The sequence below is a fragment of the Stenotrophomonas sp. 80084_Sma genome, from assembly GCF_056481995.1.
The window spans coordinates 3,216,080-3,235,535 of sequence record NZ_CM151177.1 but is presented as its reverse complement, the minus strand read 5'-3'; the positions used below and the strand labels follow the sequence as shown (position 1 = coordinate 3,235,535).

At 66.3% G+C, this 19,456-nt stretch carries 20 protein-coding genes; 9 read left to right on the top strand and 11 right to left on the bottom strand.

Features of this window, described 5'->3' with window-relative positions; genetic code table 11:
• The 6 genes from ACZK3W_RS15025 to ccmA are packed head-to-tail and all read right to left on the bottom strand — an operon-like array spanning window position 1 to window position 4,699.
• Entirely contained in the window at window positions 1-1,920 is a 1,920-nt protein-coding gene (locus ACZK3W_RS15025) for a heme lyase CcmF/NrfE family subunit (protein WP_121505074.1), read from the bottom strand.
• A complete protein-coding gene (ccmE, locus tag ACZK3W_RS15020) occupies window positions 1,921-2,382 on the bottom strand; it encodes a cytochrome c maturation protein CcmE (RefSeq protein ID WP_100440627.1) in 462 nt (153 codons plus the stop codon).
• Window positions 2,379-2,567, bottom strand: coding sequence for a heme exporter protein CcmD (locus tag ACZK3W_RS15015; RefSeq protein WP_032129786.1), 189 nt, complete (start codon window positions 2,565-2,567; stop codon window positions 2,379-2,381). Before ACZK3W_RS15015 ends, ccmE begins: the two co-directional genes overlap by 4 nt.
• Window positions 2,564-3,334: a heme ABC transporter permease CcmC gene (gene ccmC / locus ACZK3W_RS15010; RefSeq protein ID WP_049460760.1), complete on the bottom strand. Its 771-nt coding sequence runs from the start codon at window positions 3,332-3,334 to the stop codon at window positions 2,564-2,566. Before ccmC ends, ACZK3W_RS15015 begins: the two co-directional genes overlap by 4 nt.
• 43 nt (window positions 3,335-3,377) lie before the next feature.
• The gene (ccmB, locus tag ACZK3W_RS15005) at window positions 3,378-4,073 is read right to left on the bottom strand and encodes a heme exporter protein CcmB (RefSeq protein WP_006456616.1); all 696 of its coding nucleotides are present in this window, start codon (window positions 4,071-4,073) and stop codon (window positions 3,378-3,380) included.
• Window positions 4,070-4,699: a heme ABC exporter ATP-binding protein CcmA gene (ccmA, locus tag ACZK3W_RS15000; RefSeq protein ID WP_032129784.1), complete on the bottom strand. Its 630-nt coding sequence runs from the start codon at window positions 4,697-4,699 to the stop codon at window positions 4,070-4,072. The genes ccmB and ccmA overlap by 4 nt, the downstream gene beginning before the upstream one ends.
• Window positions 4,700-4,886: 187 nt before the next feature.
• Here ccmA and ACZK3W_RS14995 point away from each other — a divergent pair, with 187 nt between their 5' ends.
• The 3 genes from ACZK3W_RS14995 (at window position 4,887) to ACZK3W_RS14985 (ending at window position 7,394) form a co-directional block, all read left to right on the top strand.
• Complete coding sequence (locus tag ACZK3W_RS14995) at window positions 4,887-6,035, top strand: pyridoxal phosphate-dependent aminotransferase (RefSeq protein ID WP_197615990.1); 1,149 nt, start codon at window positions 4,887-4,889, stop codon at window positions 6,033-6,035.
• Window positions 6,036-6,049: 14 nt separating this feature from the next.
• Window positions 6,050-6,856 carry an amidohydrolase gene (locus ACZK3W_RS14990; protein WP_125894435.1) on the top strand — a complete coding sequence of 269 codons (807 nt, stop codon included), beginning with the start codon at window positions 6,050-6,052 and terminating at the stop codon, window positions 6,854-6,856.
• Window positions 6,857-6,959: 103 nt separating this feature from the next.
• Entirely contained in the window at window positions 6,960-7,394 is a 435-nt protein-coding gene (locus ACZK3W_RS14985; RefSeq protein ID WP_071229733.1) for a hypothetical protein, read from the top strand.
• Here ACZK3W_RS14985 and ACZK3W_RS14980 read toward each other — a convergent pair.
• The gene (locus tag ACZK3W_RS14980; protein ID WP_121505078.1) at window positions 7,381-7,674 is read right to left on the bottom strand and encodes a hypothetical protein; all 294 of its coding nucleotides are present in this window, start codon (window positions 7,672-7,674) and stop codon (window positions 7,381-7,383) included. The two genes, ACZK3W_RS14985 and ACZK3W_RS14980, sit on opposite strands and share 14 nt — an antisense overlap.
• Before the next feature lie 352 nt (window positions 7,675-8,026).
• Between ACZK3W_RS14980 and ACZK3W_RS14975 the strand changes: the two genes are divergently transcribed.
• Window positions 8,027-8,434 (top strand): hypothetical protein, encoded by a 408-nt coding sequence (locus ACZK3W_RS14975; protein ID WP_049401113.1) that lies wholly within the window; start codon window positions 8,027-8,029, stop codon window positions 8,432-8,434.
• Between the two features lie 84 nt (window positions 8,435-8,518).
• On the opposite strand, the gene ACZK3W_RS14970 is transcribed toward ACZK3W_RS14975, so the two are convergent.
• Complete coding sequence (locus ACZK3W_RS14970) at window positions 8,519-9,667, bottom strand: MFS transporter (protein ID WP_197615989.1); 1,149 nt, start codon at window positions 9,665-9,667, stop codon at window positions 8,519-8,521.
• Window positions 9,668-9,757: 90 nt separating this feature from the next.
• Here ACZK3W_RS14970 and ACZK3W_RS14965 point away from each other — a divergent pair, with 90 nt between their 5' ends.
• Window positions 9,758-10,546, top strand: coding sequence for a helix-turn-helix domain-containing protein (locus ACZK3W_RS14965; RefSeq protein WP_197615988.1), 789 nt, complete (start codon window positions 9,758-9,760; stop codon window positions 10,544-10,546).
• Window positions 10,547-10,662: 116 nt separating this feature from the next.
• Here the strand turns inward: ACZK3W_RS14965 and ACZK3W_RS14960 are convergent, their stop codons facing one another.
• Genes ACZK3W_RS14960 through ACZK3W_RS14950 form a run of 3 tightly spaced genes read right to left on the bottom strand, consistent with a single transcriptional unit; the run spans window position 10,663 to window position 14,084 of the window.
• Complete coding sequence (locus ACZK3W_RS14960) at window positions 10,663-12,297, bottom strand: pseudouridine synthase (RefSeq protein WP_197615987.1); 1,635 nt, start codon at window positions 12,295-12,297, stop codon at window positions 10,663-10,665.
• A complete protein-coding gene (scpB, locus tag ACZK3W_RS14955; RefSeq protein WP_134951545.1) occupies window positions 12,290-13,165 on the bottom strand; it encodes an SMC-Scp complex subunit ScpB in 876 nt (291 codons plus the stop codon). The genes ACZK3W_RS14960 and scpB overlap by 8 nt, the downstream gene beginning before the upstream one ends.
• 13 nt (window positions 13,166-13,178) lie before the next feature.
• Window positions 13,179-14,084 (bottom strand): segregation and condensation protein A, encoded by a 906-nt coding sequence (locus ACZK3W_RS14950; RefSeq protein ID WP_006456456.1) that lies wholly within the window; start codon window positions 14,082-14,084, stop codon window positions 13,179-13,181.
• Between the two features lie 375 nt (window positions 14,085-14,459).
• Between ACZK3W_RS14950 and ACZK3W_RS14945 the strand changes: the two genes are divergently transcribed.
• From ACZK3W_RS14945 to ACZK3W_RS14930, 4 genes are all read left to right on the top strand, one after another.
• The gene (locus ACZK3W_RS14945) at window positions 14,460-14,759 is read left to right on the top strand and encodes a YciI family protein (protein ID WP_032129789.1); all 300 of its coding nucleotides are present in this window, start codon (window positions 14,460-14,462) and stop codon (window positions 14,757-14,759) included.
• Window positions 14,756-15,031, top strand: coding sequence for a BolA family protein (locus ACZK3W_RS14940; RefSeq protein ID WP_434060509.1), 276 nt, complete (start codon window positions 14,756-14,758; stop codon window positions 15,029-15,031). Before ACZK3W_RS14945 ends, ACZK3W_RS14940 begins: the two co-directional genes overlap by 4 nt.
• A 149-nt stretch (window positions 15,032-15,180) precedes the next feature.
• A complete protein-coding gene (locus ACZK3W_RS14935) occupies window positions 15,181-16,218 on the top strand; it encodes a LacI family DNA-binding transcriptional regulator (protein WP_032129774.1) in 1,038 nt (345 codons plus the stop codon).
• Between the two features lie 76 nt (window positions 16,219-16,294).
• Window positions 16,295-19,375: a TonB-dependent receptor domain-containing protein gene (locus ACZK3W_RS14930; RefSeq protein WP_197615986.1), complete on the top strand. Its 3,081-nt coding sequence runs from the start codon at window positions 16,295-16,297 to the stop codon at window positions 19,373-19,375.
• Window positions 19,376-19,456 lie beyond the last annotated feature (81 nt).

Sequence of the window (19,456 nt, the reverse complement as noted above, 5' to 3'; positions counted from 1 at the left end):
CTACGGACGACGGAAGCGGCGGTCGGCGGCGGTGATGAATCCGCCCAGGGCCATCAACAGCGCGCCCAGCCAGATCCAGCGCACGAACGGCTTGATGTGCACCCGGACCGCCCATGCATTGTTGCCCAGCGGCTCGCCCAATGCCACGTAGACATCACCATCGAGGCGTGCATCGATGCCGGCCTCGGTCATCACCTGGCCGCCGCTGGCGTACTGGCGCTTTTCCGGATGCAGCAGGGCCAGCTCGCGGCCGTTGCGGAACACGCGCAGGTGGCCGCGGTCGGCGATGAAGTTCGGTCCTTCACGATGGTCCACGCCCTCGAAGCGCACCTCGTGGCGGCCGACCACCACCTGTTGGCCCGGTGCCAGCGCCACTTCACGCTGTACGTTCAGGGCTTCCACCAGCAGCGCACCGGCCAGGAACACGGCGATGCCGGCATGGGCGACGATCATGCCGAGCATTTCGGCGGTGAAGCGGCCATTGCCGCGCAGTCGCTGCCAGACGAAACGTGCGGTACCGAAGCCGACCCAGACCGCGGCAGCGACACCGAGACCGGCCTTCCAGCCGTTCTGCGGCGCCTGCCACCAGGCCAGCGCACCCAGCAGCACCGCCAGCCCCAGCCAGGGTGCCAGCAGCGCGAACGCGCGCGAGGGCTGGTCGCGCTGCCACTTCACCAGCGGGCCGAACGGCAGCAGCAGAATCATCGGCGCCATCAGCAGCAGGAACAGGCTGCCGAAGTAGGGCGGGCCGACCGAGATCTTGCCCAGCGACAGCGCATCGGCCAGCAGCGGGTACAGCGTGCCGAGCAGCACCATCGCGCAGGCGGTGGCCAGCAGCAGGTTGTTGGCCAGCAGCAGGGTCTCGCGCGAGGTGGCGGTGAAGCCACGGCGCGGATCGTCGGCGTCCACGCTCAGCTGGCTGGCACGCAACGCGTAAAGCAGCAGGCTGCCGCCGACCAGCACCGACAGGAACACCAGGATGAACAGGCCGCGCGAGGGATCGGCGGCGAACGAATGCACGCTGGTCAGCACACCGGAGCGCACCAGGAAGGTGCCGAGCAGCGACAGCGCGAAGGCCGCGATCGCCAGCAGCAGAGTCCAGCTGCCGAAGGTGCCGCGCTTCTCAGTGACCGCCTGCGAATGGATCAGTGCCGCACCGACCAGCCACGGCATGAAGCTGGCATTTTCCACCGGGTCCCAGAACCACCAGCCGCCCCAGCCCAGCTCGTAATACGCCCACCAGCTGCCCAGCGCGATGCCCAGGGTCAGGAAGCCCCAGGCGATGTTGGTCCACGGCCGCGTCCAGCGTAGCCAGCGCGCGTCGACGCGGCCTTCCAGCAGTGCCGCCACCGCGAACGCGAACGGCACAGCAAAGCCCACGTAACCGATGTACAGCATCGGCGGATGGATGATCAGGCCCGGGTCCTGCAGCAGCGGGTTGAGATCACGGCCTTCCAGCGGGGCCGGATTCAGGCGCAGGAACGGGTTGGAGGTGAAGATCAGGAAGGCGAGGAATCCGACGCTGACGATGCCCATCACCGCCAGTACACGCGCCTGCACCGGTGCCGGCAGGTGCCGCGAGAACAGCGCCACTGCGCCGGTCCACAGCGCCAGCACCAGCGCCCACATCAGCAGTGAGCCCTCGTGCGCACCCCACACCGCCGAGTAGCGGTAGATCATCGGCAGCAGCGAATTGGAGTTCTCGGCCACGTAGCGCACCGAGAAGTCCTGCTGCACGAACGCAGCGGTGAGCACCGCGAAGGCGCCGGCGACCAGCAGCAGCTGCGCGAACGCGGCAGGTCGTGCCACCGCCATCCACGCGTTGTTGTTGCGCTGCGCGCCGACCAGCGGCAGGCCGGCCTGCAGCAGCGAGGCCAGCAACGCGCACAGCAGCAGGATCTGACCCAGTTCGGGCAGCACTCAGCGCACCTCGGGTGCCGTCACCGGCACGTCGTGCTTGCGATGGGCGTCGCCCATCTTGTCGGCCACTTCCTTCGGCACGTATTTTTCATCGTGCTTGGCCAGCACCTCGTCGGCGACGAAGGTGCCGTCCTGCATGCGGCCGCTGGCAACCACCGCCGTGCCTTCGGCGAACATGTCCGGCAGGATCCGCGACGTGGTCACCGCCAGCTGGGCATCGCCGTCGGTCACTTCAAAACGTGCTTCCAGCGAACCGACCGGGCGGTTGAAGGAGCCCTTCACCACCATGCCGCCCAGGCGGAACCGCGACTGCGCATCGACATCGCCGCGCAGCACTTCCGAAGGCGTGTACAGGTAGGCGATGTTGCGTTCCAGCGCCATCGCCACCAGCGCGGTGGCCAGCCCGGAGGCGAGCAGGGCCAGCAGTACCCAGACCAGGCGGCGACGTTGTACCGGCGTCATCGTTCCAGCTCCGTCGACAGCGGCGCCGCAGCGTCCTGTTTGACGGCGCGGGTCTGCTGCCGCTGCTGGCGTGCCAGCGCCAACCGGCGTGCCACGCGCAGGCGCAGCCACGAACCGATGGCATCGGCGCCGAGTACCAGCACGAACACGGCGTAGGCGCCGATCACATAGGGCAGGTGGGTCATGATTGGGCCTCCCCGGCCGCACGTGCGGCATCGACGCGACCACCGACCCAGGCCTTGCCGGCCTCGCGGTCGAGATTGTCGGCGCGGGCCTTGGCCAGCACCGAACCAGCGAACCAGAACTTGGTGCCGATCACCATCCACCACAGTGGCGCGATCATCGCGCTGCTGATCGCCGATTCACCGAACACGTTGATCGACTGGCGCTGGTGCAGGCCGCCCCACCAGTCCACCGAATAGCGGATCACCGGCAGCAGGCTGACTCCGACGATGGCCAGCAGGCCGGCTGCGCGTGCGGCGCTGCGGCGGTCCTCGATGGCGTGATACAGGCCGATCACGCCCAGGTACAGGAACAGCAGCACCAGCTCACTGGTCATGCGCGGGTCCCAGTCCCACCAGGTGCCCCAGGTACCCTTGCCCCAGATGCTGCCGGTGAGCAGGGTGATCAGGGTGAAACCGGCACCCATCGGTGCGCAGGCCATGGCCAGGATCTCGCAGACCTTGATCCGCCAGATCAGGGCGATGGCGGCATACAGCGCCATCAGCGCGAACACGAACAGGCTCATCCAGGCGCTGGGCACGTGGATGTAGAGGATGCGGAAGCTGTCCAGCTGCTTGGCTTCCGGCGGCACCACCAGCAGCGCCTGCCACATGCCGACCAGCAGCACCGGCACCGCCGCGAGGTAGAACACCCGCGACCAGCGGGCAGCGAATCGGTCGAACGTGGGGGGCGAACCGAGTTGGTGGAACCAGCGGACAATCGGATTCATGCGTGGCGGCTATCCAGCAGGGGTGGATTGGCTCTCAGCTCGGTCAACTCAGAGAAATACGTATTGCAGCGGCGGTGGCCAACGGCGCCAGCACCAGCGCGACCAGCAGGCCGGCGCCCAGCATCAGCAGCGCACCGACCGGATCCTGTCCGCGTCCCGCCGCTGCCAGGCTGCCTGCACCGAACACCAGCACCGGCACGTACAGCGGCAACGACAGCAACGCCACGAGAATACCAGAGCGCCGGATGCCTACGGTCAGTGCAGCGACCACGCCACCGATCAGGCTCAGCAACGGTGTTCCCAGCAGCAACGATGCCAGCAACATCGGCAGCTGGTCATGCGGCAGATGCAGCATTTCGGCCAGCAACGGGCTGACCACGATCAGCGGCAGCGCAGTGGTGGCCCAGTGCAGCAGCACGCGCACCAGCACCAGCCAGGCCAGCGGCACCGGCGCCAGCAGCCATTGCTCCAGCGAGCCGTCTTCGGCATCGGAGCGGAACAGTGAATCCAGTGACAGCTGGCCGGCCAGCAGCACGGCCAGCCACAGCACCGCGCCGGCGGTGGCGGCCAGTAGTTGCGGTTCGCGGCCCTGGGCGAGCGCGAACAGCACCACCACCAGTACCGCGAACAGCAGCGGCTGCAGCGCATCGCCGCGGCGGCGCCAGAGCAGGCGCAGGTCGCGCTTGAGCAGGGCGCCCGCGGTCTGCCAGAGGCCCGGTTCGGTGCCTGGCGCGATCATGCGGTACCGCCGAGGTCGAGCTGGCGGGTACGCACCGGCGGTGCGGCATAGGCGCCGTGGGTGGTGACCAGTGCAGCGCCGCCGGCACGCAGATGCGCGGAAATCATCCGGTTGACCAGGGTGATGCCCTCCAGGTCGAGGTTGGCATAGGGTTCGTCGAGCAGCCACAACGGCGCCGGTGACAGCCAGATGCGTGCCAGTGCCAGCCGCCGCTTCTGTCCGGCGGACAGATGCCGAACGAGAGTGTCCTCATAACCGGCCAGGCCGACGATGGCCAGCGCGTTGCCCGGCATCTGCCGTGCGCGACGGCCGTGCAGGCCACACAGGAAATGCAGGTTCTCCAGCGTGTCCAGATCGGGCTTCAATGCGGGCAGGTGGCTGAGGTAGGCGACGTAACGCGCGCGCTCGGCATTGCCGGCCGGCCTGCCATCGATCTGCACCTGCCCGGCGCCAGGCCGGGCCAGGCCCGCCAGCACGCGCAGCAGGGTGGTCTTGCCGGCGCCATTGCCGCCCTGAACCAGCAGGGCTTCGCCGGCGTCCACATGGAAGTCCAGCGGGCCGAACACCGGCTCGTCATTGCGGGAAAAGCTCAGGCCGCTGGCGGCCAGCAATGCAGGGGTGTTCAAGGGGCAAAGGTCTTCATGCCGGAGTGCGGCGGCAATTGTAGCGGTGAATTCACAGGGTAGTACCGGCCGCTGGCCGGCAGGTGCGACCCAGCGTCGCAGATTGCCTGGGGTTGCCGGCCAGCGGCCGGCACTACCGAAGCAGGGATTGCGTAAACTCAGGGGTCTGTCTCCCCATATCCCCAGGCCGATGCAACCCACCACCAAGCTGCCCAAGGTCGGTACCACGATCTTCACCGTGATGTCCCAGCTCGCCGCCGAACACGGCGCAGTCAACCTCGGTCAGGGGTTCCCGGACTTTTCCGCACCGCAGCGTCTGATCGACGAGACTGCAAAGGCGATGGCCGCCGGGCTGAACCAGTACCCGCCGATGACCGGTGTGGCGCCGCTGCGCCAGGCCATCGCGCAGAAGGCGCTGGACTGCTACGGCGCGCAGGTCGACGCGGACAGCGAAATCACCGTCACCAGCGGCGGCACCGAGGCCATCTTCAACGCCATCCATGCCGTGGTGCGTGCGGGCGAGGAAGTGATCGTGCTCGACCCGGCGTATGACTGCTATGAACCGGCGATCGATCTGGCCGGCGCCAGGGCCGTGCATGTGTCGCTGGATCCGCAGACCTTCGCCGTCGACTGGGACCGCGTGCGTGCGGCGATCACCCCGCGTACCCGCATGCTGATCGTCAACACCCCGCACAATCCGTCCGGTGCGATGCTGTCGGCGCAGGACATGCAGGCGCTGGCCGAGCTGCTGCGCGGCACGCAGATCTACCTGATCTCCGATGAGGTGTACGAACACATCATCTATGACGGTCGCCGCCACGAGTCGGCGCTGCGCTACCCGGAACTGCGCGAGCGCGCGTTCGTCATCTCCAGTTTCGGCAAGACCTACCACTGCACTGGCTGGAAGATCGGCTATGCGATCGCCCCGCCGGCGCTGACCGCCGAGTTCCGCAAGGTGCACCAGTACAACACCTTCACCAGCTTCGGCCCGGCGCAGTACGGCTTCGCCGCGATGATCCGCGATGAGCCCGAACACCACCTGGAGCTGGGTGCGTTCTACCAGGCCAAGCGCGATCGTTTCCGCGAACAGCTGGCCAGCACCCGGCTGAAGGCGCTGCCGGTGCCGGGCGGTTACTTCCAGCTGGTCGACTACTCGGCCATCAGCGACCTGCCGGACCATGAGTTCGTGAAGTGGCTGACCATCGAGAAGGGCGTCACTGCCATTCCGCTGTCGCCGTTCTACGAGAACCCGCCGGCCGGCCAGCGCCTGGTGCGCCTGTGCTTCGCCAAGAATGAAGCAACGATGGACGCGGCGATCGAACGCCTGCGCCTGCTCTGAGCGGAGGCGTGAACATGCAGGACCTGCGCATTTCCCTCGTCCAGGGCGACACCCGCTGGCATGACCCGGCGGGCAACCGTGAGTACTACGGCGCGCTGCTGGCACCGCTGGCCGGCACCACCGATCTGGTGATCCTGCCGGAGACCTTCACCAGTGGCTTCTCCAACGACGCCATCGCCCAGGCCGAAGGCATGGACGGCCCGACCGTGGCCTGGGTGCGCGAGCAGGCCAAGGCCTTGAACGCGGCGGTCATCGGCAGCGTGCAGCTGCGCGAGGGCGAGGGCGTCTACAACCGCCTGCTGTTCGCCACGCCCGACGGCGAGCTGCAGTACTACGACAAGCGCCACTTGTTCCGCTATGGCGGCGAGCACGAGCGCTATGCGGCCGGTCGCGAGCGCCTGAGCGTGGAATGGAAGGGCTGGCGGATCAATCCGCAGGTCTGCTACGACCTGCGTTTCCCGGTGTTCTGCCGCAACCGCTACAACGTTGAACGTCCACAGCAGCTGGATTTCGACCTGCAGATATTCGTCGCCAACTGGCCGTCGGCACGTGCCTATGCGTGGAAGACACTGCTGCGTGCACGTGCGATCGAGAATCTGTGCTTCGTTGCCGCGGTGAACCGTGTCGGCGTCGATGGCAACCAGCTGCATTACGCCGGTGACAGCGCGGTGATCGACTTCCTCGGCCAGCCACAGGTGGAAATCCGCGAGCGCGAACAGGTGGTCACCACCACCATCTCGGCCGAGGCGCTGGCCGCACACCGTGCGCGCTTTCCGGCGATGCTTGATGCCGATGCCTTCCACCTGGACGAGCAGGCCTGAGCGATGGCCTGAACGCCGCCGCACCAGCACGCGCGCCTGCATTCAACGTGCACGCGCGCGCTGCTAGATTCGCCGCCAGTCCGACCGAACTGGAAGTCCTGCCATGAACACGTCCTTCGCCCTGCTGCTGGCCCTGTCCGCCGCATCGCTGGCCCCGGCCGCGCACGCCGCCGGCAACCTCGATTGCCAGCTGCGCTACAACCTGTCCGGCTGGTCGCTGATCTACAAGACCGCCTCCGGCAATGGCACGGTCACCTGCAGCAACGGCGCCAGCATGCCGGTGCGCATCCAGATGAAGGGCGGCGGCCTGACCGTGGGCAAGTCGAAGATCACCAACGGGCGTGGCAGCTTCACCGGCGCGGTCAGCGTCAACGAACTGCTGGGTACTTACGCCTCGGTCGGCGCGCATGCCGGTGCGGTGAAGTCCAGCAACGCGCAGGTGATGACCAAGGGCGACATCTCGCTGGCCCTGTCCGGTACCGGCAAGGGCTGGGACCTGGGCGTGGACGGCACCGCGTTCACCCTCAGCCGGCGCTGAGGCGCGACGGCTCGGCAGATCCCCAGCTGATGCGGATGTAGTGCTGTTCGGAATCGCTCAACAACCGTTCGACATCGAAACCATTCTTGAGCAGTTGTGCGGTCACATCTTCGACAAGCTGCTCGCTGGCCATCACCTGGCTGAAGCCGAACACGAGATAGCGGCGGCCATTCTCCGAGCCGATCTGGATCGAGTTGTCGAGGTCGCGGTAGAACTGTTCGATCGGGCGCTTGGCGGCATCGGCGTTGGCGCGTGCCTGTTCGGCGGTAATGGTGATCATGGGCATCTGCCTGGTGTGGGAGAGCGCGCACGATAGCCAGCGCCCTGATGTGAATTCCGGGCGTGGCGCACAATGCCTTGTGTTTGCAGCAATTCCTAGCATGCGGTGTGAGCGTCGATCCGCGCCGGAAAAGTGCCGCGCGACGGTGAGCATCCTGCATCGACATGAGGTCATCGGTCAGGGATGGGTTCCAACGGCAGTGGAGGCGTGAAACGCGCCGCCCACAAGGGATCCTGCGGCCATCCGATGCTGTGGGCGCTCATGCATTTACGTTTCCTTGACCCTGCAGTAACCCCGCAATGCCTAACAGGGACGTCCCAGCGATTCTGCTGGGATCATTGGAGACGCTGGAATGGAGTTCAGAACGTCCGTGCTGCTCGTGGCCCTCATCGCCACGCCCGCCATCGCCCACGCCGAGGTCTGCCTGTCTGACAACGGACTCGTTGTGCCGTGTCCTAGCCTGTTGCCGCATCCGGTGACGGCCAGATTCGAGATCGGCACCCTGCCGCGTGTGGCTGGCTCGCCGTCGGAAATCTACATCACAGGCGGCGGCCAGGTGGATGGAACGAGTAATTTCTCGGTCTATGCCAATGGTCAGTTCCTGTGCCGTACCAATGACAATTACGACGGTGGCAACACCACGCCCATCCGCCATTGCACCGCGACCATCGCAACACCCGGGACCTATGTGATCTCGGCGTCGCGCAACAGTCCTGGCAACTTCCTCGCGCCGATGGACGAAGTGATCAACGTGCAGTAACCCGCTGTTCTCTGATCCAGGCCCCGGGGCAGGGACCTCGGGGCCACTGCTGCCCGCGTGGCAGCAGGAGCGAGTCTTTCATCGTTACGATCGGCAGCCAGGCCTTCCGCCGTCGACTGACCGATCCCGCTGCAGCCACAAGGCCAGCAGGCCACACACGATGAGGGTCGGTGCCAGCAGCTGCACTGCACCGACCAACGCCATTGCCGCGCCGATCAACAGGTAGTAAAGCAGGCCGAACAGCGCGCCTGCGCTGCCGAGACAGTGTGGATAGCCGCGCAGGGCCTGGCCGAGCACATTGGGAATGGCAAGGCCGAAGCCAGTCACCACCGGCACCATCGCCGCGACCAGGGCAGGGTGATCATGCAGCAGCGCGGCCAGCAGGCCTCCCGTCAGAACCAGGCCTGCGGCGATGCGGATGCGCGTGGTTGCGGCAACGCCTGCACGCAGCAGGCGGCCATTGCCCCACGCGCCCAGTGCCGAGCCCAATGCCAGCACCGCGCCGCTGGCGCCGAACCAGGTGGCTGGCCAGTGCAGGCGCGCAAACAGGAAGGGGCCGAGTGCATACCAGCTGTACATCGCCACGTTGAAGGCCATCACCAGCAACGCGTGTGACCAGATCCAGCGATCGTGCAGCAGTTCCCGCAGCAGCGGCAGCATGGGCGTGTGCGGGATATGTGCAGGGCGGCTTTCGCGCAGGCCAGCCAGGCATGCGACTGCCAGCAGGACAGCTATCAGCAGCAGGCCGGACTGTACGCCGAGATAGCCATTGGCGGCGACCAGCAGCGTGCCCAGTGCAAGACCGATGGCCGGGCTCAGGGCCAGGGCCATGCCGATCCAGGAGAATGCCTGGGCCAACGCTGGCCCCTGCAGATGGTCGCGCAGCACGGTCTGGGTCACCACCGAAGCGGCGGCGGCGCCGACTGCGGCCAACGCCTGGGCCAGCAGCACGTGGCCGAAGCTGCCAGCCACCAGCCCGCCCAATGCGCCCGCTGCGAAAACGCCGAGGCCACAGAGAAGGGCAGGGCGACGACCGATACGATCGGCCAGACGCCCCCACAGCAGCACGCCTGCAGCGAAGCCGAACAGGTACAGGCTCATGGCCTGGCTGGCGGCACTCGGCGGCAGGGCGAAGCGTTCGGCCAGATCGGCCAGGGCCGGGCTGTACAGGGTCTGTGCCAACTGCGGAAACATCAGCAGTGCAATGGTGAGCAGCAACAGGCGGCGCGACATGCGGGCGCTCCAGGAACAGGGCCGCGCATTGTGGTCGCGTCCGCAATGGCGCACTCTGTATATCCTGTCATCGAATACATGAAATAAGACATGGCCTGGTTGCAGCCGGATGCACACTTCGACGCCGATGCCTGGGGCGCTCCGGTGCTGGGTATCGCGGCCTCATTGGCGGATCACGACTCGGGTTGGCACCAGCATGCGCGCGCGCAGCTGCTGTACACCCGGCAGGGCTGTACGCGCCTGACCTATGGTGATCGCGTCAGCCTGCTGCCGCCCGCGCGCGCAGCGTGGATTCCGGGTGGGCTGCGCCATCGCGCGCAGATGCGCCAGGCGGTCGACTACCGTTCGTTGTACTTCGACGCCACCCTGTCGGCCCAGCTGCCCCGCCAGCCGGCCATCATCGGCGTAGGTCCGCTGCTGCAGGCCTTGCTGGAGCCGATCGCGCAGGCACCGTTCGACCATGACTGGCAGTCGCCGCGCGCACACCATCAACTGGCGTTGTGCGTGCTGGAAATCGTCGCTGCACCGGTGGCGCCGATGGACCTGCCTCTGCCGCGTGATCCGCGGATCGCACGTTGTCTGCCGCTGGCCGAACAGTTGCCGCCCGAACTGGGCGAATTGGCCGCGCGTGCGGACCTGAGCGTGCGTACCGTTGGCCGGCTAATGCAGCGTGATACCGGCATGAGCTACCAGGCCTGGCGCCAGCAATGGCGCCTGATGCGGGCCATGGAGCTGCTGCTGCTCGGCCATCGCGTCGCGCATGTGGCGCAGGACACCGGCTTCTCCGCCGAGAGCCCGTTCATCGCCTTCTTCCGCAGCATGACCGGCACCACACCCGCCGCGTTCCAGCGCCACGCAAAAAGGGACGGAGGGGATTAAGTCGCTTTCGCCCCTTCGACACACGCCGTGGCAAAAACGACTTAATCCCCTCCGTCCCCTTTTTAAAGAAAAACCCCGGCCGGAGCTGGGGTTTTTCATTTCAGTCGGATCGCTGATCAGCCGCCGCGCGGGCCGCTGCGGCGCGGGCCGCCCGGACCGCGGTTGCCACCGGGGCCGCCCGGGCCTCGGTTGCCACCCGGACCACCGGGACCACGGTTACCGCCCGGGCCACGGTTGTTGCCACCGCCCGGACCGCGACCGCCCGGACGGGCGCCCTGCGCCGGCTTCGGGCTGCCATACGGGTTGAAGCCCGGGGTGGCGTGGTCGGACGGGAAGCTCGGGGCATTGCCCGGATGGCCGTACGGGTGCTTGTTGCCCTGGCCCTGCGAGCGGTTGCCCGCGCCGGCCGGACGACCTTGGCCGCCTGCGCCGCCACGGCCTTCACCGCCGAAGCCGCCACCGGCGCCAGCACCCGGACCCTTCGGCTTGCCGTACGGACGGCCCTGGCCGCCTGCGCCCGGACCACGGGCACCCGGGCCACGTGCGCCCGGACCGGCATTGCGATGTCCGCTCGGGCCGGTGCTCACGCCATCCGGCACGTACCAGGTGCGGAACGCGGCCGGATTGCCTTCCGGCAGCGAACGGTCGTTCTTCTGGGCACGCTGCTTGAACGGCTTCTGCGACTGCTTGGCCGCCGCTTCGCCGCTGACCGTCAGGCCGCCTTTGAAGCCGCCGCCCTTGCCGCCGCGACCACGGCCGCGATCTTCGCGGACGTTGTCGAAACGACGCAGCTCGCGGCCTTCGTCAGCGGTGTTGTGACCGTTGACGTAGGCGTTGCCGCGGCCACCTTCGCGCACGCGCACGGTGGTCTTGGCGGCACGGCGCTGGCCGATCACCGGCTGCAGGGTCAGTGCCGACGGTGCGCCTTCTTCCAGCTTCAGCTGCGCACGCAGGGCTTCCACCTGGGCGGTGCCCAGTTCCACCGAATGGCCGCGGGCCAGTTCGCGCGGCAGGCTCACCTTGCCGTAGCGGGTGCGCTTCAGGCGGCTGACCTGGCAGCCCTGCGACTCCCACAGGCGACGCACTTCGCGGTTGCGGCCTTCCTTCACCACGACGCGGAACCAGTCGTGCGAGTCGGTGCCGCCGATGCGTTCGATCTCGTCGAACTTGGCCGGACCGTCTTCCAGCGCGACGCCACGGGTGAGGCGGTCGACGATGGCGTCGGAGACCTTTTCCTCGCCTTCCGGCGCGCGCACGCGCACCACGTATTCGCGCTCGACCTCGAACGACGGGTGCATCATGGCGTTGGCCAGTTCACCGTCGGTGGTGGCCAGCAGCAGGCCGGTGGTGTTGATGTCGAGGCGGCCGATCGCGATCCAGCGCGCGCCCTTCAGCGGCGGCAGCGATTCGAACACGGTCGGGCGGCCTTCCGGATCATCGCGGGTGGTCACTTCGCCTTCCGGCTTGTTGTAGACCAGCACGCGCGATGGCTCGGCCAGGGCGGTGGCGACGAAGCCACGGCCATCCAGCTCGATCTTGTCGCCGCTCTTGACCGACATGCCGGTCTGCGCGACTTCACCGTTGACCTTGACCAGGCCTTCGGCGATGCGCTGTTCCAGCGCGCGGCGCGAGCCAAGGCCGGCCTGTGCCAGCACCTTGTGCAGGCGTTCTTCCAACTTGAACTGTTCGGAGGTGGCTTCACGCTTGAGCGAGAGCTTGTTCAACGACAGCTTGCGAGGGGTGTCACTCATCAGTTTTGCTCCGGCCGACGGTTTCGAGGTCGGCCTCTGGTTCGGAATCGGCTTGGTCAACAGCCACGGTCGTCATCGCGACGGCGTTGTCTTCGCGTTCGTTCACTGGCACCGCGCGCTCGCCCGGCGCGGAATCGGGGTGCCCATCATCGAGGGGCGAAGGTGCTTGCTCATCGGAAGCCGGCGCAGGGGCTGCGTCGGCGGAATCGGGGGTGTCACTGCCGGCCAGGCCGGCATCATCGTTCGCGGCAGCGCCTTCGTCGCCGGCCGAGAGGTCAGGACCGTCGGCGCTTGCCGCTGCCGGTGCATCGCGGTCCAGGGACAGCTGGGGTTCCAGCTCGCCCAGGTCCTTCAGTTCCGACAATGGCGGCAGCTCATCCAATCGCTTCAGGCCGAAATAATCCAGAAAGCCCTTGGTGGTGCCGAACAGCGCCGGCTTGCCGGGTACGTCGCGGTGGCCGACCACGCGGATCCATTCGCGTTCTTCCAGCGCCTGGATGATGTTGCTGCTGACCGCCACGCCGCGCACCTGTTCGATCTCGCCGCGGGTGATCGGTTGCCGGTAGGCGATCAGCGCCAGGGTTTCCAGGGTGGCACGGGTGTAGCGGGTCTTGCGCTCGGTCCACAGCCGGCTGATCCAGCCATGCACTTCGCCGGTGACCTGGTAGCGGAAGCCGGAGGCGACCTCGACCAGTTCCACGCCCCGGCCTTCGCAGGCTTCGCGCAGGCGTTCCAGTGCGCGTTCGATGCTTCCCGGCGGTGCCGGTTCCTCTTCCGGGAACAGGTCCTTCAGCTGGGCCAGGGTGAGCGGCTGGCTGGAGGCCAGCAGCGCACCTTCGACAATGCGGTTGATCAGCAATTGATCCATCGGCAGTCAGCGCTCACTCGTCTGCATTGGCGGCGTCGTTGTCGTCGAACTCGCTGCTGAACTGCAGCGGGGCGTTGGTGTTGCCGGCGGCCAGCGATTTCACGTAGATCGGCGCCAGCGGTTCTTCCTGGACGATGTCCAGCAGCTGTTCCTTGGCCAGTTCCAGCACCGCCAGGAACGTGACCAGCACGCCCAGCTTGCCTTCTTCGGCCGTGAACAAGCCTTCAAAACGATAGAACTTGCCATCTTCCAGGCGTCCCAGCACTTCGCCCATGCGTTGCCGCACGCTCAGTGCCTCACGCTTGATGGCATGGCCGCTGAACAGCTCGGCGCGCTTGAGCACGTCGTGCAGCGCCAGCAGCATCTCCTTCAGATCCACCGGCGGCGGCAGTTTCACCGTAGCGCGTTCGGGCATGAAGGCATGGGCCAGGCTGGTGTCGCGGTCCTGGCGGGGCAGGGCGTCGATGTCCTCGGCGGCCTGCTTGAAGCGTTCGTACTCCTGCAGCCGGCGCACCAGCTCGGCGCGCGGGTCGGCTTCATCGCCTTCCTCGCTGACCGGGCGCGGCAGCAGCATGCGCGACTTCACCTCGGCCAGGATCGCGGCCATCACCAGGTACTCGGCGGCCAGCTCGAAGCGCAGCTCGCGCATCACGGTGATGTATTCCACATACTGCCGGGTGATCTCGGCGACGGGAATGTCCAGGACATCCAGGTTCTGGCGGCGGATCAGGTACAGCAGCAGGTCCAGCGGGCCTTCGAAGGCATCCAGGATGACTTCCAGCGCGTCCGGCGGAATGTACAGGTCCTGCGGAATCTGCAGGACCGGTTGCCCATGCACCACGGCCAGCGGCATTTCCTGCTGCTGGGGGGCGGGCGGCCGGGTTGGCGGGTTCGCGTCGAGCGCGAGTTCGGAAGTCATCTAATGGACATCAGGATTGCAACGGACCAGTCGCGGCACCGGGTTCGCCGGGCCAACGCCACGGAGCCCCAGGGCACCAGACACGCCGGGATCGGCGCGATTCCACACATATCAAACAGCAGGACGCGCCGCAGGAAACGGCAGCGACGGAACTACGGGGAGGTCGTCTACGTGGCCCGGCCAGGTGGTCCGGTTTGAAGCAGCGGGACGGTCGTCGGGGGCTGCGTTGGCCGCAAAAACCGACGGGCTGCTGCATCCAGCCACGTGCAATGGAGTCTAGGGTAAGCCTTTGTTGCGCCAGTGTCCAGCCGGGCCGGGGCAGGGGCCGCATTGGCTAGAATCTGCGGACCCGACAACGCAAGCGAGGAAATGCCGGTGTGGTATGTGATCGAAGGGTATGACGGCCAGGATGTGCTGGCGCAGCGGCTGCAGGCGCGGCCGGAACACCTGGCGCGGTTGCACGCGCTGCGCGACGAGGGACGCCTGCTGCTGGCCGGCCCCTGCCCGGCGGTGGACAGTGAAGACCCCGGTCCGGCCGGTTTCAGCGGCTCGGTGGTGATCGCGCAGTTCGAGTCGCTGCTGCAGGCCCAGGCCTGGGCCGACGCCGACCCGTACGTGGCCGCCGGCGTCTACACCCGCGTGCAGGTGCGACCGTTCCGGAAGGTGTTGCCGTGAACGCGGAACGGATCTCGCGAATGCGTGATGCGCTGCAGCATGCGCTGGCGCCAAGCGTGCTCGAGATCGAGGACGACAGCCATCGCCACGCCGGCCATGCCGGTGCGCGCGATGGCCGCGGCCATTTCAACGTACATGTGGTCAGTGAACGCTTCGCCGGACTGGGCCCGCTGGCCCGGCATCGCGCGGTGTACGCCGCGCTGGGGACGATGATGGAGACCGATATCCACGCGTTGTCCATCCGCGCGCAGACCCCGTCAGAACAGGGCTGAGCCCTTGTCCCACGCTGTCCTGGCGGGTCCCTGCGGGGGCTCGCTGCAGACAGATTTCCATGTCCATTTCGGGACATTCGCCTAACGGACTGTTTACAAGCCCAGATGGAAACGCTTACATTCCGCGCCAATGCTGGTAGGTCCAAGCCGTGGAGGGCGGCTTCGTGAACAAGGCAGCTATCACAATCAAAGACGTCGCTCGCGAAGCCCGGGTCTCCGTGGCCACGGTTTCCCGCGCGCTCAACGGGCATGAAAATGTCGCCGAACCGGTCCGCCAGCTTGTGCTGGAGGTGGCCGCACGGCTGCGTTACACCCCGCACGCCGCCGCCCGCAGCCTGAGCAGCCGCCGCACCAATACGGTGGGCGTGGTACTGCCTGACCTGTACGGCGAATTCTTCTCCGAACTGATGCGTGGCATCGACAATGTCGCCCGTAGCCGTCGCCAGCACCTGCTGGTGTCCAGCTACCACGGTGACCAGGAGCAGCAGGGCGCGGCCCTGCGCGCCATGCGCGGCCGCGTCGACGGCCTGCTGGTGCTCTCGCCCTATGCCGAGAGCCCCGGTTTCCTGACCGACAACCTGCCGCAGTCGTTGCCGACGGTGTTGATCAACACCTATCTGCCCGGGCAGGACCACCCGGTGCTGAGCATCGACGACCATGCCGGTGCGATGGCGATGACCCGCCATCTGCTTGACGCCGGCCACCGTCGCATCGCTTTCATTTCTGGCCCGGATCTCAACTTCGACGCGCGCGAGCGCCTGCGCGGCTTCCGTGACGCGCTGGCGGCTTTTGGCGGTGGCGCCGAGGGCATCGAGCTGCCCGGTGATTTCGACGAAGCTTCCGGCCATCGCGCCGGTCAGGAGTTGCTGGCAGCCGGAGCGCTGCCTGATGCCGTGTTCGCCGCCAACGACATGATGGCCCTGGGATGCCTGTATGCATTCACGCAGGCCGGTGTCCGTGTTCCGACCGATGTCGCCCTGGCGGGTTTCGATGACATTCCACTGGCGCGTTTCGTCCACCCGTCGCTGACCACCATGCAGGTCAGCATCGCCGAGCTCGGCGACCGGGCCATGACGCGCCTGCTGCAGTTGATGGACGGCACCTCCACGGACGGGACAGGGGACAAGCAGACCCTGGTTCCCCGCTTGATAGTTCGCGATTCCACCACTCCGCCATCGGGCCATTGAAGCCAGAGGCGTTCCTTCTTTTTTGATTGATCGCAGGGACCGCGCGAGCGGTTACCGCCACCCGGAGATTGAGTTGATGATGCACACCACCTTCCGCACGCCGGCGCGCCGGCTGCTGAGCACCGCACTGGTCAGCTGCCTGATGCTGGCCGCCGCTCCGAACGTCATGGCGCAGTCGGCCAATGCCAGCCTGCGCGGCCAGGTTTCCGGCGCCCAGGCCGGCGCCGAAGTGACCGCCACCAACCTGGCCACAGGCACCGTCCGTCGCGGCACCGTCCGTGCCGATGGCAGCTACTCGCTGATGGGCCTGGACCCGGGCACCTATGACGTGGTCGCCAACGGCCAGTCGCAGAAGGTCACCGTCACTGTGGCCTCGACTGCTACCCTGAACTTCGCCGGTGCCGCCAGCAGCACCCCGGGTTCGACCGCGGCCACCAACCTGGACACCGTCAACGTTGTCGCACCGACCCTGCTGCAGGAAGTGCGCACGTCCGAAGTCGGCAAGACCGTCAGCCTGCAGCAGATCCAGACCACGCCGCAGGTCTCGCGCAACTTCCTGGAATTCGCCGACGCGGTGCCAGGCATGATCTTCACCCGCGATGCCAAGGGCAACACCTCGCTGCGTGGCGGTGCCACCAACTCCGACGGCACCAACGTCTACATCGATGGTGTGGGCCAGAAGAGCTACGTGAAGGGCGGCGGCATTTCCGGCCAGTCCGGCAGCGCGGGCAACCCGTTCCCGCAGCTGGCCATCGGTGAATACAAGGTTATCAGCGGCAACTACAAGGCCGAGTACGGCCAGGTGTCCAGCGCCGCGATCACCGCTGCAACCAAGTCGGGTACCAACGAGTTCAAGGGTGAGACCTTCTACCGTTATACCAACGAAAGCATGCGTGCGATGACCCCGGCCGAACGCCAGCCGGGCAAGAGCAAGGAAGACTCGGCCGAGAAGGAATACGGCTTCGCGCTGGGTGGCCCGATCATCAAGGACAAGGCCCATTTCTTCGTCACCTATGAAGCCAAGCGCTTCGATCTGCCGGTGACCATCGCGCCGGACGGTGCAGTGAGCTCGGCGGCCGCCAATCTGCCCGCCGATGGTCTCGCAGGTCTCGGCCCGGCCAGCCAGCCGTTCCAGCAGGACCTGATCTTCGCCAAGATCGACTTCGAGCCGACCGACAACGATCGTATCGAGCTGACCTTCCAGGATCGCGACGAAACCCAGCAGCAGTTCAGTGACCAGACCGCCAAGGTGCACGGCAAGGTGGTGGACAACACCGACCGCCGTTACGCGCTGCGCTGGAACCACAGCGGTGAGCGTTTCTACAACGAGTTGATGGTCACCCATGAGGAGGCGTTCAACAATCCGCTGCCGCTGACCTACGGCAACGGTATCGTCTACACCGCGCCGGACTTTGGTGACAAGAACCGGAACACCCCGCAGGAAAAGACCCTCGTCCAGATCGGCGCAGCCGATGCGTTCGCCTCTCAGGTGAAGGGCCAGAAGGGCTGGGCGATCGAGGATAACCTGACCCTGGACGGCCTCCAGTGGGCCGGCGACCACACCATCAAGATGGGCGCCAAGTACAAGCAGATCGATCTGTACGCGTCCGATGCCGCGCAGATCAATCCGCAGTTCTTCTACACCATCGACAACCCTGCCTTCTCCTCCGGCACCCCTTACAAGGCGCAGTTCACCAAGGCCAGTACTGGTGTCACCGGCGTGCAGTCCGAGGTGCGCGCCAAGGTCAAGCAGATCGGCTTGTTCATCCAGGACGACTGGCAGGTCAATGACCACCTGCAGCTGAACATCGGCCTGCGCTGGGACTACGAAAAGAACCCGGTCTATACCGATTTCGTGACCCCGCCGGAGGTTGTGAACGCATTGTTCTCGCAGGACAGGCATGCGCCTCCGGGCCAGACCTATGCGCAGACATTGGCGCTCAGTGGTTTGAACGTCAACGACTACATCAGCACCGGTCACAATCGCAAGAATTTCAAGAATGCCTGGCAGCCGCGCCTGGGCTTCTCGTATGACGTCAACGCCGATGAGCAGCACGTGTTCCATGGTGGCGCCGGCCGGTCCTATGATCGCGACCTGTTCGACAACCTGGCACTGGAAACCACCAAGCTGGCATTGCCGCAGCCGACCGTGTTCTTCCGCAACCCGGCCACCGGCAGCTGCATGTACGGACAGACCCCGTGCTTTGACTGGAACCCGAACCTGATGAACGGCATCGAGAACGTGCAGGCACTGCTGGGTTCCACCAGCAATGAAGGCATGGAAGTCGATCTGCTGAACAACAACATGAAGGTGCCGTACTCCGACCAGTTCAGCCTCGGCATGAGCAACCAGATTGGCGAGTGGCTGACCGATGCCACGATTTCACGCACGCTGACCTACGACGGCTTCGCCTACACGCTGGGCAACCGCTTCAACAACGGCAATTTCTTCGACAACCAGCTGCTGTGCGGCGCTGACGAGCCGACCTACGGTCAGCCGTGGGGCTGCAGCATCCCGGGCTTCGGCAGCCTGATCATCGGCCAGCAGGGCATCAAGACCCGCTCCACCCAGATCCTGCTGTCGGCGCAGAAGCCGTACAGCAAGGAAAGCGGCTGGGGCACCTCGATCGCCTACACCTGGACCAATGCCCGCCACAACCGCAACATCAACGAGCACTATTCGTTCGATCGCGGCACCATCGGTGAATACCCGACCATCAAGTCCAACGGCGCGCCGCGCCACCGCCTGGTGGTCACCGGCTCGTATGACGGCTTCTGGGGCATCACCTTCGGTGGCAAGCTGACCCTGGCCACGCCGACCCCGGGCAACGACTGGTCCTGCATCGCCCAGGCCGGCAATTCGAACTGCATGCCGACCCCGGCTGCAGGCACACCGTCGGGCAACGGCCACTTCCTGCTCGGCGGCAAGATCTTCGGCTACCGCTCGCTGGATCTGCAGGCGACCAAGACCTTCAAGCTGGCCGGCGATACCGAGCTGTATGCCCGTATCGACATCATCAACGTGCTCAACTTCGACAACTTCTCCAAGCTGAACTACGTGAAGAGCGACGGCAAGCTGCTGGTCAGCTACAACGAGACCGGCGACATCATCGGTACGCCGCGCCAGGTCAAGGCTGAGGTGGGCTTCCGCTTCTAAGCCCGGATGTAGATGCACGATCCGATGCCGCCGCTCCGCCGGCGGCATCGGCAGGAAGAAAAAAGGCAATGGCCGGCCCCG